Genomic DNA, 15,593 nt, shown 5'->3' with positions numbered 1-15,593 from the left:
AATTCTTAGATTAAATGTGATAATTGTTTGATTATATGATTACTTTATTTGTCTAAACTTCATTACTCTTTTTACTTTTATAATAGTAGCGGAGGATGCTCCTGTAATCTCTGAAATTTCGCGGATAGTAAGACCTTTTTGAAGTTTTTTGACAATAGTTTGGTGTCTCAGTAAAAGCTTTTCGTCAGTTTGGATGCTTCCTAATTTTCTACCAGTGAATTTGCCCAAAGCTTTACCAATTGCGACACCTTCGGCAGTTCTGGTTTTAATGCGGTTTCGTTCCATTTCTCCAATACTTCCCATTACTGAAATCACAAGTTTTGCCATTGGGTTTTCCTGACCATTATCCAGAAGGGTTGAGAATCCTTCTTTTAAAGATTTAAGATTAATACCGTTTTGAGTAAATAGTTCAATAGTATTCAGAATATCTAATAAATTTCTCCCAAGTCTATCGACAGAATCCACTACTACAGTACAGTAATTATTTTGACTTGTAATTTCATCAAACATTTTTATTGCCTCTGGGCGTTGCATGAATGGAATATTTCCTTGAATTTTTTCAATGAAAACATATTTTGCATCATAACCAATGTGATTTTTGAAATTTTCAATTTGGCGACTTGAATTTTGTTGAGCAGTTGAAATGCGAGAATAAAAGTAATACATACCTAAAAATTTATTGATTTTTGTTTTAAAATTAGACTCCGAATTATTTTAAATCATTTGACTCATTTAATAATGCTTTAGAGAAGTTTGCCTGCTTTAGTTTATGGTTATAGTCTAAAACTAAAGCAGAACTGAAATTTATTTACCTTCAATCCAATCGATAACGGGAACTAACATATCACAATATGCTCCTTCAAAGGTTTTAACGACTTCGCGATTTTTGTTGATGAATATTATTGTATAATCGTCGACCCAACGAAGACAAATTTTTACCCATCCTTTGTGCTTTAATCCATTTACGCGAAAAGCTAATCCACCTTCGAATTCTTTGCTCTCGCTGATTGCCGAAAAGTTTTTAGCTCCCCATGCCATTAAAGCACTTCTGTCTGAGTAATTAATTTGTTCTAATATTGTATATGCAATTTGCATTGTTCTTGATGATGTTTCCATTTTTTCTTGATTACGTTAGTCTAATGCTCCAAAGCTTTTTATATATTCTTCATCCGTTTTAGGATTCCAAAAGCTTTCAAATTGGATTCCAGTTACAGAATTAGTTTTAATTAGCTCTCCAAGGTTTTTAATTGATTTTAACGATAGCGTTCCACAATCTGTCCAAATTTGATTTATTCTAAAATCATTTCCTTTCGACTCTTCGTTTAAAATTGCATTACCAAAATCTTTTAGACTGAAATATGGTCTATAGCCATTTTTAGTTACCAATTGAAGAGTTAGTCCTTTTAAGCTTTCTTTTATTTCTCTTAATTCTAATTTAAAGTCTGTTGCTGTCATAAATCAAGTTTTACTTTATTATTGCATGACAAAGTAAAGTAATATTTTACTTAAAAGCAAATTTTACTTTATTTTTATTTAAATAAAGTAAGCTGTGCTTTATTTTTTGATTATCTTTGGATTTGAAAAAAAACTGAAATGGAAATACTACGACTAAAACAATTGATGAATTTGAAAGGAATTTCAAGAGATGAGCTTGCGAGTAAGGTTGGTGTAAGCATGACAACAATCTCCAATATTTCATCAGAGAAAAATTTGCCAACAATAAATTTGTTGCTTCAGTTGGCAGAAGCACTTGATGTTGATGTAAGGGAGATGTTCGTTCCTACTAAAGGAACGTCTATCGCTCAAAGTGAGATTGAGGAAGCTAAAAGTTTTATTGAAAAAGGTTTAATGATTTTAGAAGGAAGTAAAACCGATAAGGTCTAAAAAGCTGTTTAAGCTAAAAAAAATAAGAAAAAATACTTTACGGTATAAAGAGAACTCGACTAAACGTTTAAATATCATAAAAATAAAGGGGTTTTGGCGCTAAAATTGTGGTTTAATACGTGCTCTTTTATTTCAAAATTGTATCATAAAATGCTGAAAAATGCTCAAGAAATACTGTTTAAGTACAGAAAATTGTCAAAAATTCCCAAAAATATTTTTTCGGCATGATGTGTATATAATTGCTATTTTTTCTATTGTGTATATAAAAAGAGAAGTAACGAACAAAAGCATTTGGTGATTTGATTTCTATGGAGGGGGGGGTACCCTCTGGGAGGGGGTACTATATAGAAGGGGGTGTTATCAAGAAAGTAGTGATATAGAAAAAGCATTGGTGAGTTTTTTTATAGATATAATTACTTTGCTTATTATAGTTATAAATCTTTTTGTTGGTATGTTCTGAAAGATATAATATCCAATTGTTGCCGTAGGCTATCTTTTTTTTTTTGATGTTGTTTCTTTGCAGAGAATAAGATTAATTCAATGTAATATACATTATTTTATTCTTATACTTTTTCTTATTTTAATGTTATCTATATTCTTATTTTATTACTCTTCAGAAGGTAGACTGTATCCTTTTTAGGTAGTATTCCGATGGAATTTAAATAGTAGTAGTATGCTAAATAAAAGGTAGAGGTATGCTATTTTTAATTTTTGGAGCAATATATGAGAAAAGAAAATAACACCAAAATTTATTTTTATTGGCTACCTGTAAATTCCGAAGTATATTTGTTATAGGTCAGTAAGATGCGTTATTTGAGTGATTTAACGTTTGACAACTAAAGGAGTTTAGCACCTAAAAAAGATAACTGTCTGGTGAACTAAATTCGGGTTTTGAAAAAACTATAATTAATAAAACTTCAATTAGAAATGGTTCTTCAACCTTTCGTGAGGATTTATTTAAAAATCATATAATATTTTAGTTTACAGCATTAATCGGTCTGATTGATGCAAATATTAATCCAATAAATCTTCAATTTGAATTGAGGGTAATAATATTATAATTCAATGTTTAAAAATAAAAAAACAGAATCTGAAGGAGTAGATAGTTTTCTTCGCTTGTTTCCCAAAGTAATGAGAAATAAAGAACTAACTCTTCTTCAAAAAATAATCATAAGTGATGTGATATCAAGACAGATTCAGGGACAATCATACTTTAAAACAAGTGGTGTTCTAGCGGAAGAGTTGGGAACTTATAAAAAGAAGACTATTCAAATGAATTTCCAATATTTAGAGAGTTTAGGTTATCTGAATACTCAACCATATAATGATGGAAAGCATACCAATGACTTACGTGAGGCTGAGGTTGTACAAATTGAAAAATGGATATTTCCAGATGATTTTCTAGAAAAATCAAAGATTAGTATTGTGCCTACGGTAAGGAAAGTCAAAGATGACAATTATGCATGGAGCAGAAAGAGAAGGAAAAATAAATTAGTTCCTTCCGAAATAGTGAATCCTGAAATTGTTAAAGGGTATGAAAATCCAATGGATATTAGAAAAGATTTTCTAGAAAGTTCCGAAGCTGTTGAAGACTATCTTATAGTTGAATGGGATGATTTAGAAAGTAATACAGGAATAGGGCAATCGTTAATCGACCAATTTAAAGACGGTGGTGATTTTCCTTTCGTAATGATTACAGTTGTTGATGGTACAACAAAATTTGAAGATGAAGCGATTAAAGTACCAGATTCAGGAAAGTATTATTTGAAATCTGCATTGATGATGATAGATGAGACATTATTTCCAGAATAATTGTATGGAAATAAAAAAAAGTGCCTACTGGTTGTAAGCATTTTGATTGGGATTTTGTCCCAATAATTAATCTTCCTCCCTAATAACAATTGAGATGGGTGTCTGAGAATAAAATGTTAAGTATAACAGAGTGTAAAAAAAAATTAAATAGAAATGGTGTTTGTTACACTGATGAAGAAGTAAAGCTAATTAGAAATGTACTTTATAAATTCGCTGAAGTGCATTTTAAGAATAAAAACAGAAAAAATGTATAATAATATAAATGTAATAATATATTGCCGTGTGAGTACGGATGAGCAAGCACAAAGAGGTTTTAGTCTTGATTTCCAAGAAGAATCATTAAGAAGGTATTGTGATGCAAGAAACTATAATATTGTGAAGATATACAGAGAAGACCACTCTGCTAAAAATTTCAACAGACCAGAATGGTCAAAATTAAAGACTTTTGCAAAAGCCAATAAAAGAGAGATTCATAAAGTCTTTTTTGCCAAGTGGGATAGATTTTCTCGCAACGTTGAGCAGGCATTGACTGTTTTAAGGGAGTTTGACTCAATGGGGATTGAATTGAATGCATCTGAACAATACTTAGATACAAGTAATTCAGATAATAAGATGGTGCTGTCAATATATTTGACAGCAGGAGAAGTTGAACGAGACAAGATATCAAGTCGAACCATAGCAGGAACTTATCAATGTAAAAAAGATGGGTATTTTACAGGAAAAGCTCCATATGGTTATAATAATTTCCGCAATGAGCTCAAAAAATCTACATTAAAACCTAATGATTATGCGGTTTTTGTTAAAAGAGCATTTCATGAGGTAGCAATAAATATTGAGCCAGTAGAAGTTATTCGCAAGAGATTGAGAGCAGATGGAATGAAGTTGGAGAAAAGTGCTTTTAGTGAAATGTTGAAAAACATCATTTACATTGGTAAAATAGCAGTTCCCGAATATAAAAAAGAGTCTGCTATGGTGGTTGATGGGAAGCATGAAGCTTTAATTGACATTGAGACATTTAATAAAGTACAGGACGTTTTTAAAAGAAAAAGATGGTATGGAATAAAGCCTTCTCATAAAAATTTAGAATTTCCAATGCGCGATTTTCTAATTTGTGAAGTTTGTGGAGGCCAAATTACAGGTAGTTTATCTACAGGTAGAACTAAAAAATACGCTTATTATCATTGTAGAAATAAATGTGAAACTAGAGTTCGTGCTGAGCACGCACATTCTAAAATTGAGAACATACTGGCTGAATTAGGAATTAATGAAAGCTCAAAGGGGCTGTATGTCGATATTTTAAAAGATTCTGAGTCTCAAATTAACGGAGATAGAGAAAGTAAGTTGAAGTTAAAAAAAGAGCTTCAAAGGACTTTAAAAGCTAAAATAGAAGATGCAGAAGATATGTTGTTGGCAAAAGATATTGATAAAGATAGATTTAATAATATAGTCTCTCGAATTAATAAAGAATTAAACGCTGTCAATAATGAAATTGAAATTCTGGGATTAAAAACGGATTCGATAAAGTCGGATATTGAATCAGGACTTGAGTTGCTTATGAATTTGCAAAAATTCTTTGCTACTAGTGATTACGAAGGGAAAAGGATACTGGCAGGAGCTATATTTTCTGAAAAACTGATTTTTGGAAATGAAAATTGTCGAACCACTAAAGTGAATGAGGTAATTGAGGTTCTCACTAGGAATATCAAGGTTTCGGAAGGTATTAAAAAACGAAAAGCCGTCAAAAATGACAGCTTTTCCGTTAATGTACCCGGAGCCGGAGTCGAACCGGCACGGTTTCCCACAGGTGTTTGAGACCAGCGCGTCTACCAATTCCGCCATCCGGGCTTAGCAGACGAAAAAATAACTAATAAATCAATTGTTTTAACGCAATAGAATGAAGTCATAAATGGCGCCATTCCTTTAACACGGTGCAAATGTAAAAAATAAATTTAAACCAACTACTAAAAATACTTAAATTTTTCCTTTCAGTGTCCAATAAATTTTATAAATTTGCACCTCGTTAAAACGACGCACACACAACTAACTACACCCGAGGCATTTATGCAGGTTTTGCTTTGTCTAAAATGATAAAGCCGAATTGTGCAGAGTGCAGCGGAGCAAAAACAACAAATTATAATGTCGCACCTAGAACCAGAAGCTAAAATTTTTGCTTGTTCACAAAGTGTTTATCTTGCAGAAAAAATTGCAGAACAATACGGGATACCGTTAGGAAAAGTAACAATGTCAACGTATAGTGACGGAGAATTTCAGCCGTCTTACGAAGAGTCAATTAGAGGATTACGTGTTTTTATCGTATGCTCGACTTTTCCAACTGCTGATAATTTGATGGAATTGTTATTAATGATTGATGCGGCAAAACGCGCATCAGCAAGACACATTACAGCTGTTATGCCTTATTTTGGTTGGGCAAGACAGGATAGAAAAGATAAACCAAGAGTTCCGATTGGAGCTAAGTTAGTAGCTAATTTATTAGATGCTGCAGGAGCGACAAGAGTAATGACAATGGATTTGCATGCAGATCAGATCCAAGGATTTTTTGAAAAACCAGTAGATCATTTATTCGCATCTACTATCTTTTTACCATACGTAGAAAGTTTAAAATTAGAAAACCTGACAATTGCATCTCCAGATATGGGAGGTTCAAAAAGAGCATATGCTTACTCTAAGTTTTTAGAATCAGATGTAGTAATCTGTTATAAACAAAGAAAAGCAGCCAACGTTATCGACACTATGGAATTGATTGGTGAGGTAAAAGGTCGTAACGTAATATTAGTAGACGACATGATCGATACAGGAGGAACTTTAGCAAAAGCTGCAGACCTAATGATCGAAAAAGGAGCGCTAAGTGTTAGAGCAATTTGTACACACGCTATATTATCTGGCAGTGCGTATGAGAAAATCGAAAATTCAAAATTGACAGAATTAATCGTTACAGATTCAATTCCGTTAAAGAAAGAATCAAAGAAAATAAAAGTAGTGAGTTGTGCACCGCTTTTTGCAGAGGTTATGCACATGGTGCACCACAACAATTCCATTAGTGGAAAATTTATAATGTAGAAGCAGTGGGCTTTAGGCTATAAGTCGTAAGCAATGTTACTCATTTAAAAAAGTTTAAAGTCTAGTGCCTAAAGCTTAAAGCAAATAAGAATATTTATTTAATAACTATATTTTTTTACAATGAAATCGATTACAATTAAAGGATCAGAAAGAGAAAGCGTGGGCAAAGTGTCAACTAAAGCCTTACGTAATGCTGGACAGGTTCCTTGCGTTTTATACGGAGGAAATCAGGCAGTACACTTCTCAGCAGACGTTACAGCATTCAAAAACTTGGTTTACACTCCAAACGCTCACACAGTTGTGATCGAACTTGGAAAAGGAAAATCATTCAATGCAATTTTACAAGACATTCAGGTTCACCCTGTATCTGACAAAATTTTACACATTGACTTCTTTCAATTATTTGATGAGAAAGAAATCACTATGGAAGTTCCAGTAAAAATCGTTGGTACATCTAAAGGTGTTCTTGCAGGTGGTGTTTTACGTTTAAACCAACGTAAATTAAAAGTTAAAGCTTTACCAGCAAATCTTCCTGATTTTGTTGAAGCTGACATCACTCCACTTGAAATGGGTAACAAATTATATGTTACTAAAGTTGGTGCTCCAGAATACAAAATTATGCACCCAGACAACACAGTTGTTGCTCAAGTAAGAATTTCTCGTGCTGCTATGAAAGCTGCTCAAGAAGCTGCAAAAGCTGCAAAAGCTCCTGCAAAAGGAAAGAAAAAATAATTTTTTTCAAATCAATACAAAAAGCCTCAATCTTACGATTGGGGCTTTTTTTTTAGCTTCTAAGTTTCTAAGATGCTGAGGTACTAAGGTTCTAAGTTTTTTAATATGAGAGAGCTTCGACTTCGCTCAGGATGACATAAGAGTAGCACAAAATAAAATCAGTGTAAGCCTGTTTCATCCGCGTACCATTCTTAGTGACCTTTACGGTTAAATAACCACCAACAGGCAATTATCTAATTGTCACATTCACAAATTATCTAATTAACCGATTGCCACATTCTCTAATTAATCTTACTTTTGTGAACATGATAAAATGGATAGCAAAACTGTTTTCATTAACACAAAAAGAAGAGAAGACAGAAGGCAATGTGAAACTGGAGGTTCACGAACACCAAAAAAATAATATAAAAAGCGTGAGTAAAAAATATTTAATCGTAGGTTTAGGAAATATCGGAGCCGAATACGTAAACACAAGGCATAATATCGGATTTAAAGTATTAGACTTTTTAGCTAAAAAAGAAGGTCTTTCATTTGAAACTGTAAAATTAGGAGCGTTAGCAGAATATAAATTTAAAGGAAGATCATTTTTGCTTCTTAAGCCAAATACGTACATGAATTTGAGCGGAAAAGCAGTAAAATTTTGGATGGATAAAGAAAATATTCCGTTAGAAAATATTTTGGTAATTACTGATGACTTAAACCTGTCGTTTGGGACGATCCGAATTAAGCCAAAAGGAAGTGATGGAGGTCATAACGGACTAAAAAATATCAATCTTGTTTTGAATACGCAGCAATATACCCGCTTTAGATTTGGAATCAGTGATCAGTTTAAAAAAGGACAGCAGGTTGATTATGTTTTGGGAGAATGGGATGAAGACGAAAAAGCAAAATTGACAGAACGTTTAGAGGTTGCGTCAGAAATTATAAAATCTTTTGGTACAGCCGGTCTTGAAAACACGATGACAACCTTTAACGGAAAATAAAGATTATCAGATGTTTGGCTTGGATAAAATTCAATTTATCAATTAATTAAATTGAATTATAACGAAATACTATTTTCAATTCCAAAGTTAAATGTCTAAATTTGGAATAAATTATTTATAAACCATAAAAATCATAATACCATGGCTTTTGAATTACCACAATTACCTTATGCATATGATGCATTAGAACCACATATTGATGCACGTACAATGGAAATTCACCATTCAAAACATCATAATGCATACACTACAAATCTTAATGCTGCTATTGCAGGTACAGATTTAGAAGGAAAAACAATCGAAAATATCTTAATTAATCTAGATAAAACTAATGCAGCTGTTCGTAACAATGGTGGAGGTTTTTACAACCACAATTTATTTTGGACAGTAATGGCTCCAAATGGAGGCGGATTGCCAACTGGTGATTTATTAGCTGCTATCGAAGCTTCTTTTGGAACTTTTGAAGAGTTTAAAGCAAAGTTTGCTAAAGCTGGTGCAACACAATTTGGTTCAGGATGGGCTTGGTTATGTGTACACAAAGGAGGTAAATTAGACGTTTGCGGAACTCCAAACCAAGACAATCCATTAATGCCAGAAGTTGGCTGCGGTGGAACTCCAATTTTAGGAATGGACGTTTGGGAGCATGCTTACTACTTAAACTACCAAAACAGAAGACCAGATTATATCGAGGCTTTCTTCAACGTAATTAACTGGACAGAAGTTGCTAGAAGATTTGCTTTAGACAAATAAGAGGTTAGAGTAAAGAATATAGAAAGAAGACGGATGCGCAAGTATCCGTCTTTTTTTTATTTAGTATCATCTATTCTCTTTGTTCTATATTCTTTCTTCTAAAAAAAGTAAAATAAAAAAGGCGGAATCTCTTCCACCTTTTTTGCCCCAAATCTACCATAAACTTAACCTACTAATGTTATGGTTTAGTAAATGTATGGCAGTTATTCTTGTGAAAAAAACTTTCTAGTTGAATGGTAAATATATCCGATAAAAAGATGTAATTATCTGTTTTTTAGCTATTTAATATTATTTAAATAAAAAAGGCGGAATCTCTTCCGCCTTTTTTGCCCCAAATCTACCATAAACTTAACCTACTAATGTTATGGTTCAGTAAATGTATGGCAGTTATTATTGTGAAAAAAACTTTTTAGTTGAATGGCAAATATATTCGACAAAATGGAATAAAAGGTGCAAGGCGAGATATTTAAGTTTACTCCAATAAAAAAGGTGGAATTGCTTCCACCCTTTTTGCCCCAAATCTACCATAAACTTAACCTACTAATGTTATGGTAGTTCAAAAGTATTATAGCTTTTCATTTTTACCAAACAAACAGGATAAACGGCAAAAAAAACCGATGAAATGCACTAATTAACCTTTTGTTAGTATTTTATTAATAAGCTCTTGCATCTTTTCCTTCATAGAAATTCATGAAAGCTCTGTTTACAACTCGATTTCCTCCAGGAGTTGGATAATCTCCTGTAAAGTACCAATCGCCCAGGTTTTTAGGACATGCAATATGTAAATCTTCTACTTTTTGGAAAATAATTTTAACTTCGGCATTAATCTCAGGTGAGCTTAACATTTCGGCAATTTTATCTGAAACTTCTTCAGGAGTAAATTGATCGTAAATTGCAGTTACATAATTAACAACATCTTTGTCTTCAAAGTTCTCCTGTGCTTTACATTTAGCATAAACTTCGTCAACGATATGGTATAAGTTTCTTTCTTTTAGTAAAGTTAATGCTGCTCTAAATGCAACAAGACCTTCTAGTTTCGCCATATCAATTCCGTAACAATCAGGATAACGAATTTGTGGTGCCGATGAAACGATAACTATTCGTTTTGGATTTAAACGATCCATCATTTTTATGATGCTCATTTTTAAAGTTGTACCACGAACAATACTGTCATCAATAATAACTAAATTGTCTTCTGGTTTAATTACGCCGTAAGTAACATCATAAACGTGAGCAACTAAATCGTCACGGCTGCTGTCTTCAGTAATAAAGGTTCTAAGTTTAGCATCTTTAATAGCAACTTTTTCTGTACGGATTTTTACTGCTAATAGTTCTTGCAATGTTTCAGCAGTAAGTGTATTTCTGTTTGCTAAAATATAATTGTTTTTTCTCTGATTTAAGAAATCCTGAGCAGCTTCGACTAAACCATAAAATGATGTTTCGGCTGTATTTGGAATATACGAGAAAACAGTATTATCTGTATCGCTGTCAATAGCTTTAAGAACGGCTGGTAAAATTAGTTTTCCTAAATTTTTACGTTCTTGGTAAATTTCAGCATCACTTCCTCTTGAGAAATAGATTCTTTCAAATGAACACGCTTTTTTAACGGTTGGTTCCAAGATTTGGTTCATAGAAACTGTTCCGTTTTTCTTGATAATCAAAGCATTTCCTGGATCGATTTCTTGTACACTTTCAAAAGGAACATTAAACACAGTTTGAATAACTGGTCGCTCAGAAGCTACAACAACAACTTCATCATCTTGATAGAAGTATGCTGGACGAATTCCAGCTGGATCTCTAAAAACAAATGCGTCACCATGTCCTAACAAACCTGCCATTGCATAACCGCCATCTAAGTTCTTAGCTGAACGAGTTAAAATTTTTGCAATATCTAATCTCTCAGCAATTACCGGTGAAGCTTCTCTTTTTGAATAACCTTCGGCTTTGCAGTCTTGGTATAATTGCATTACTTCTTTATCTAAAAAGTGACCAATTTTTTCCATTACCGTAACGGTATCCGCCATTTCTTTTGGATGTTGTCCAAGCTCAACTAAGTTTTCGAAAAGTTCTTTAACATTAGTCATGTTAAAGTTTCCAGCTAAAATCAAATTACGGTGCATCCAGTTACTTTGACGTAAAAATGGATGAACACTTTCGATGCTGTTTTTTCCAAAAGTTCCGTAACGAACGTGTCCTAAAAACAATTCGCCAACATATGGAATTTGTGATTTTATTTTATCAACATCGTCACCAATTTCAGGATTCGCTTTTAATTCTTCGCTGATTCTCTCATTGATTTGTTTAAAAACATCTTGTATTGGTTGTGAATGATTTGAACGAACTCTGCTTATGTAGCGTTGTCCTGGCTCAACATCAAGTTTAATGCTTGCAAATCCAGCTCCGTCTTGACCACGGTTGTGCTGTTTTTCCATCATTAAATACATTTTCTGAATTCCGTAAAATGCAGTTCCGTATTTTTCTTTATAATATTCAAGCGGTTTAAGAAGTCTAACTAAGGCTATACCACATTCGTGTTTTAAAGCGTCGCTCATTGTTTTTGTATTTTGTGTTGTTGTAAGTTGTGTGTATTAACGTAATAAAAAAAGCCCCGTTTTATCGAGGCTCTTAGGCATTATATTTCTATGTCAAACTGAGTTAACGACTTAAATTGTTGTAATCGAATCGCTACTTCGGCTTTGCTTAATGTTTCCATCCTTTCAGTTCCAAATTTCTCTACACAGAATGAAGCTAAATTCGAACCGTAAATAATTGCATTTTTCAAGTTGTTAAACGAAATGTTTTCACTTTGTGCAATGAATCCTGAAAATCCACCTGCAAAAGTGTCTCCTGCTCCAGTTGGGTCAAAAACATCTTCTAATGGTAAAGCTGGTGCAAAGAATACTTCTCTGTTATGGAATAAAAGTGCGCCATGTTCTCCTTTTTTGATCACCACATATTTTGGTCCCATATCTTGGATTTTAGCCGCTGCTTTTACTAATGAATATTCACCAGAAAGTTGTCTTGCTTCTTCGTCATTGATTGTAATAACGTCTACACGTTTAATAACGTCTAAAAGTTCCGGAAGAGCGCAGTCCATCCAAAAGTTCATAGTATCTAAAACAACTAATTTTGGTTTTTTCTCCATTTGGTCTAAAACACTGCTTTGTACTAACGGATGTAAGTTTCCTAACATCACAACATCAGCATCTTTATAGTTTTGAGGAACTTTTGGCTGAAAATCAGCTAAAACGTTCAACTCAGTTACAAGAGTGTCTCTAGAATTTAAATCGTTGTGATACAAACCACTCCAGAAAAAGGTTTTTCCGCCTTTTACAATTTCGATACCAGAGATATCAATATTTTTTGAAGTTAAAAGATCTAAATGTTCTTGAGGAAAATCGTCGCCAACTACAGAAACTATGGCTGATTGCAAGTTAAAAAAGGATGCTGATAAACCAATGTACGTTGCAGCACCACCTAATATTTTATCTGTTTTTCCGAAAGGAGTTTCAATCGCGTCGAAAGCAACTGTTCCAACAATCAATAATTTATTCATTTTATGAATTTCGAATTAGGGTGCAAAGATACTTCATAAGTTGCAATATTGCAATGGTTTAAGTTCTCAAAATTTTCATAAAAAATTGAGAACGATTTCGAGCTTAAAACTATTGGGAATGAGTAAATTATCGAAGGTTCTTTTGAGTGCTCAAAATATCATTTTCAGAATTAAATTGCAATATTTATTTTGGAAAAAATGCTGGATATTTTTGTTAGATTTGTTTCAACCTCAAATCTCATTTATGAAGAAAATTATAAGCTTATTAATGTTGATCTGTTTTTTGATTTCTTGCGAACGAAAAGAACCTAATTTTTCGAAAGAAATGATTCAAAAGTTAGTTTTTAAGGATGATGGTTTGCCTCCGTATTATCTGAGATTAGATTTATATATTTTAACAAACAATAACGAAATCCATCAGACAAATAATAATGAATTGATGTTTTTTTATAAAAAAATACTATTCTAAGGATTTCAAGTCTTTTAATCAATTTCTAGATTCGAGTCTTAATACCAATTTTGTTTTTGATAAAAAGCTATTTAAAAACAAGAGTTATTATTTAGAAAGCTTCAAATTAAATTCAAAAATCAAAAATGAATACAATAGTTTAGAATTTCATGATTTTTTGAAAAAATATTCAAAATCATCACATAGAAAAGATAGGCTTGAATTAAAAAAATCAAATTTAACTTCTATTGAATATTCAACAGTAAAATATCTTTTATATATAAACAAATACGATATAAGTTCTGACTGTTATCTAGGAATTGATTATATTCGAAAAAGAGAAGATTCTTTTAAATAAAACTACAACTGATGCTTCTTCTCGAAATAATTTTTTAGAAAGCGTAAAATATATTCTAGTAACTGTCAGCGATAGTGATTTTAGTTGTGATTCTTTAATTTGTCTACATTTTTAATCCAATTGATGGCATCTTTCATAGGCTCTTGATTGTCTGAAAATGCTGTGTTGTGGCCTAAGTTTGCAAACAATTTATATTCATAAGGTTTTCCCGTGGATTTTAATTTATCAAGATATTCGATGGATAGTTTCACTGGAACCTGAATATCTTTGCTTCCAAAAATCCAGATTCCTGGAATTGATAGTTTAGAAAGAACATCATTAGGATTTGTGTCAATAAACTCATATTTGTCAGGGTCATTGAATACATGTTTTCTTGCCTCTTCTTCGGAATGTGTATCCCAAAAATTTTTATCACCATTGGTATAAAATTGGAATCTCAATTGCTCTTTAACGGTTATAAGCGCTCCGCTAAATATGGTCATAAATTTGACTTTCCTATTTTTCTCCGCAGCCAATGGAATTATCCATCCAGCTTGACTGCCTCCTATTAAACCTATTGCTATTTGATCATTTTGTAAATGCTTGGACAAAGTATTTACAGCAGCACTTGCATCTAAAGACAAAAGATTTAGATTGAAGAAATCAACATTGTTAGTCCCTACTTCAGGTCCGGCATATACACCAGCTGATTCTCCGACGCCGCGTTTATCATACGTTAGAACTGCAATTCCATTGTTGGCTAGATGTGCAGCAAAGTCTATCATTCTTTTTTCTTGCCCTGATCCGTGAACAATCACAACGGCTGCTTGTATATTGTTTGGTGTAAAAAAAGTTCCCGCGAGTGAGATTCCTTCGCTAACAAATTTTATTTCCTTAGTAGTAAATTTTGGCGGAACTGCTGATGTATAATTAGTAATAAATAATAACAACAATAGTAAGATAGAATGGGTGTGTGTTTTTTTTGCTCTTAGAACGGATTTGAAAATTGACGTTTTATTTTTCATCTTTAAATCTATAGTTGATATTTCTTATCAAAATAATTTTTCAAAATCCCAACTTGAACTAAAACCATAAAAGGTACTATTAAAACAGCATACAATGTAGTTTTAGAAAGATGGATTCCTGAAAATGCATTTGTAATTTTATCAGTATATAATTTTCCAATTTCCAGATTATTTTCTGAAACTGAAAAAAGAGATATGTAAATAATCAAAGCAACTATTGCAGTTCCTATGAAAAACCAAACAGATTTAGAAATCAATGGTTGGTATGTTTTGATTTTTTTCTCTTCTAATAAATGAACTTCAGCCATTATTTTAGAAGTAAAATCGAATGATGGTGACTGCAGTTTTTCTTCAGCCATCATTTTATCAATAAGTTGTTCTATGTTTTTATCGCTCTCTCTCATAACATTCTATTATTTCAGGTTCTAGCTGTTGTCTCAAAATTACGGCTAATTTTTGTCTGCTTCTAAATAATTTTACTTTCGCATTATTTGCCGATATATTCATGATTTTTCCAATTTCCTCTAAATTTTGATCGTCAAAATAAAATAAAGTCAAAAGAAAATTTTCATCATTGGGTAATAAGTTTAAACATTTCTGAATCGTATGTTTTCGTTCTTTCTCTTCTAAAACACTTAATGCATTATCCATGGTTTTGATTAAATGAGAAGAAAAATCATCTATAGAAATATTTAAATCTTCTTTTTTATTTTTCTTCAATCTGTCTAAACAAGTATTATAAGCAATCTTGTAAATCCAGGTCGAAAATTTAGAATCACCTTTGAATTTATTTAAAGAACTAAAAACCTTAATAAAGGTATCTTGTGCAACTTCTTCTGCTTCTTCTCGATTTTTTACCATTTTGAGCGCCAATGTAAAGATCATATCTTTATAACGATCAACAAGTATGGCAAAAGCATTTGTCTCGCCATGCAAAATTTTATCGATATAATGTTGATCATTTAGTGTGCTCATATTATATAGGACG

General features: G+C 32.3%; 15 protein-coding genes and 1 tRNA gene. 7 read left to right on the top strand and 9 right to left on the bottom strand.

The window, feature by feature from the left end; all coding sequences use genetic code 11:
- Window positions 1–39: 39 nt before the first annotated feature.
- The 3 genes from BOW57_RS15725 to BOW57_RS15715 all read right to left on the bottom strand — a co-directional run bounded on the left by BOW57_RS15725 (window position 40) and on the right by BOW57_RS15715 (window position 1,455).
- Window positions 40–666, bottom strand: coding sequence for a recombinase family protein (locus tag BOW57_RS15725; RefSeq protein WP_129055600.1), 627 nt, complete (start codon window positions 664–666; stop codon window positions 40–42).
- 138 nt (window positions 667–804) lie between these two features.
- The gene (locus tag BOW57_RS15720; protein ID WP_129055598.1) at window positions 805–1,116 is read right to left on the bottom strand and encodes a hypothetical protein; all 312 of its coding nucleotides are present in this window, start codon (window positions 1,114–1,116) and stop codon (window positions 805–807) included.
- Between the two features lie 15 nt (window positions 1,117–1,131).
- Complete coding sequence (locus BOW57_RS15715) at window positions 1,132–1,455, bottom strand: hypothetical protein (RefSeq protein WP_129055596.1); 324 nt, start codon at window positions 1,453–1,455, stop codon at window positions 1,132–1,134.
- Window positions 1,456–1,593: 138 nt separating this feature from the next.
- Between BOW57_RS15715 and BOW57_RS15710 the strand changes: the two genes are divergently transcribed.
- From BOW57_RS15710 to BOW57_RS21060, 3 genes are all read left to right on the top strand, one after another.
- Window positions 1,594–1,884: a helix-turn-helix transcriptional regulator gene (locus BOW57_RS15710; RefSeq protein ID WP_129055594.1), complete on the top strand. Its 291-nt coding sequence runs from the start codon at window positions 1,594–1,596 to the stop codon at window positions 1,882–1,884.
- Between the two features lie 1,179 nt (window positions 1,885–3,063).
- Window positions 3,064–3,696 carry a hypothetical protein gene (locus BOW57_RS15705; RefSeq protein ID WP_129055592.1) on the top strand — a complete coding sequence of 211 codons (633 nt, stop codon included), beginning with the start codon at window positions 3,064–3,066 and terminating at the stop codon, window positions 3,694–3,696.
- A gap of 195 nt (window positions 3,697–3,891) precedes the next feature.
- Complete coding sequence (locus BOW57_RS21060; RefSeq protein ID WP_371413530.1) at window positions 3,892–5,508, top strand: recombinase family protein; 1,617 nt, start codon at window positions 3,892–3,894, stop codon at window positions 5,506–5,508.
- Here the strand turns inward: BOW57_RS21060 and BOW57_RS15695 are convergent.
- Window positions 5,462–5,541 (bottom strand) — tRNA-Leu (locus tag BOW57_RS15695). The genes BOW57_RS21060 and BOW57_RS15695 overlap by 47 nt on opposite strands.
- Before the next feature lie 291 nt (window positions 5,542–5,832).
- On the opposite strand from BOW57_RS15695, the gene BOW57_RS15690 reads away from it, so the two are divergent.
- The 4 genes from BOW57_RS15690 (at window position 5,833) to BOW57_RS15675 (ending at window position 9,239) form a co-directional block, all read left to right on the top strand.
- Window positions 5,833–6,774, top strand: a complete 942-nt coding sequence (locus BOW57_RS15690; protein ID WP_089053799.1) for a ribose-phosphate pyrophosphokinase — start codon at window positions 5,833–5,835, stop codon at window positions 6,772–6,774.
- Window positions 6,775–6,894: 120 nt separating this feature from the next.
- Window positions 6,895–7,506, top strand: a complete 612-nt coding sequence (locus tag BOW57_RS15685; protein ID WP_089053611.1) for a 50S ribosomal protein L25/general stress protein Ctc — start codon at window positions 6,895–6,897, stop codon at window positions 7,504–7,506.
- 305 nt (window positions 7,507–7,811) lie between these two features.
- Window positions 7,812–8,489: an aminoacyl-tRNA hydrolase gene (gene pth / locus BOW57_RS15680; RefSeq protein WP_129055590.1), complete on the top strand. Its 678-nt coding sequence runs from the start codon at window positions 7,812–7,814 to the stop codon at window positions 8,487–8,489.
- Window positions 8,490–8,630: 141 nt separating this feature from the next.
- Window positions 8,631–9,239, top strand: a complete 609-nt coding sequence (locus tag BOW57_RS15675) for a superoxide dismutase (RefSeq protein WP_089053613.1) — start codon at window positions 8,631–8,633, stop codon at window positions 9,237–9,239.
- A 653-nt stretch (window positions 9,240–9,892) separates the two neighbouring features.
- On the opposite strand, the gene BOW57_RS15670 is transcribed toward BOW57_RS15675, so the two are convergent.
- From BOW57_RS15670 to BOW57_RS15650, 5 genes are all read right to left on the bottom strand, one after another.
- Complete coding sequence (locus BOW57_RS15670; protein ID WP_129055588.1) at window positions 9,893–11,791, bottom strand: amidophosphoribosyltransferase; 1,899 nt, start codon at window positions 11,789–11,791, stop codon at window positions 9,893–9,895.
- Window positions 11,792–11,871: 80 nt separating this feature from the next.
- Window positions 11,872–12,795: a PfkB family carbohydrate kinase gene (locus BOW57_RS15665; protein WP_089053615.1), complete on the bottom strand. Its 924-nt coding sequence runs from the start codon at window positions 12,793–12,795 to the stop codon at window positions 11,872–11,874.
- Between the two features lie 886 nt (window positions 12,796–13,681).
- The gene (locus tag BOW57_RS15660; protein WP_129055586.1) at window positions 13,682–14,605 is read right to left on the bottom strand and encodes a S9 family peptidase; all 924 of its coding nucleotides are present in this window, start codon (window positions 14,603–14,605) and stop codon (window positions 13,682–13,684) included.
- Window positions 14,606–14,613: 8 nt separating this feature from the next.
- Window positions 14,614–15,009 carry a hypothetical protein gene (locus BOW57_RS15655; RefSeq protein ID WP_129055584.1) on the bottom strand — a complete coding sequence of 132 codons (396 nt, stop codon included), beginning with the start codon at window positions 15,007–15,009 and terminating at the stop codon, window positions 14,614–14,616.
- A complete protein-coding gene (locus tag BOW57_RS15650; RefSeq protein ID WP_129055581.1) occupies window positions 14,993–15,580 on the bottom strand; it encodes an RNA polymerase sigma factor in 588 nt (195 codons plus the stop codon). Before BOW57_RS15650 ends, BOW57_RS15655 begins: the two co-directional genes overlap by 17 nt.
- Window positions 15,581–15,593: the final 13 nt, after the last annotated feature.

It is taken from the genome of Flavobacterium sp. YO64, from assembly GCF_004119505.1.
Lineage (GTDB): Bacteria > Bacteroidota > Bacteroidia > Flavobacteriales > Flavobacteriaceae > Flavobacterium > Flavobacterium oncorhynchi.
The sequence above is the reverse complement of the archived record's forward strand: the minus strand, read 5'-3'. Positions and strand labels throughout refer to the sequence as shown.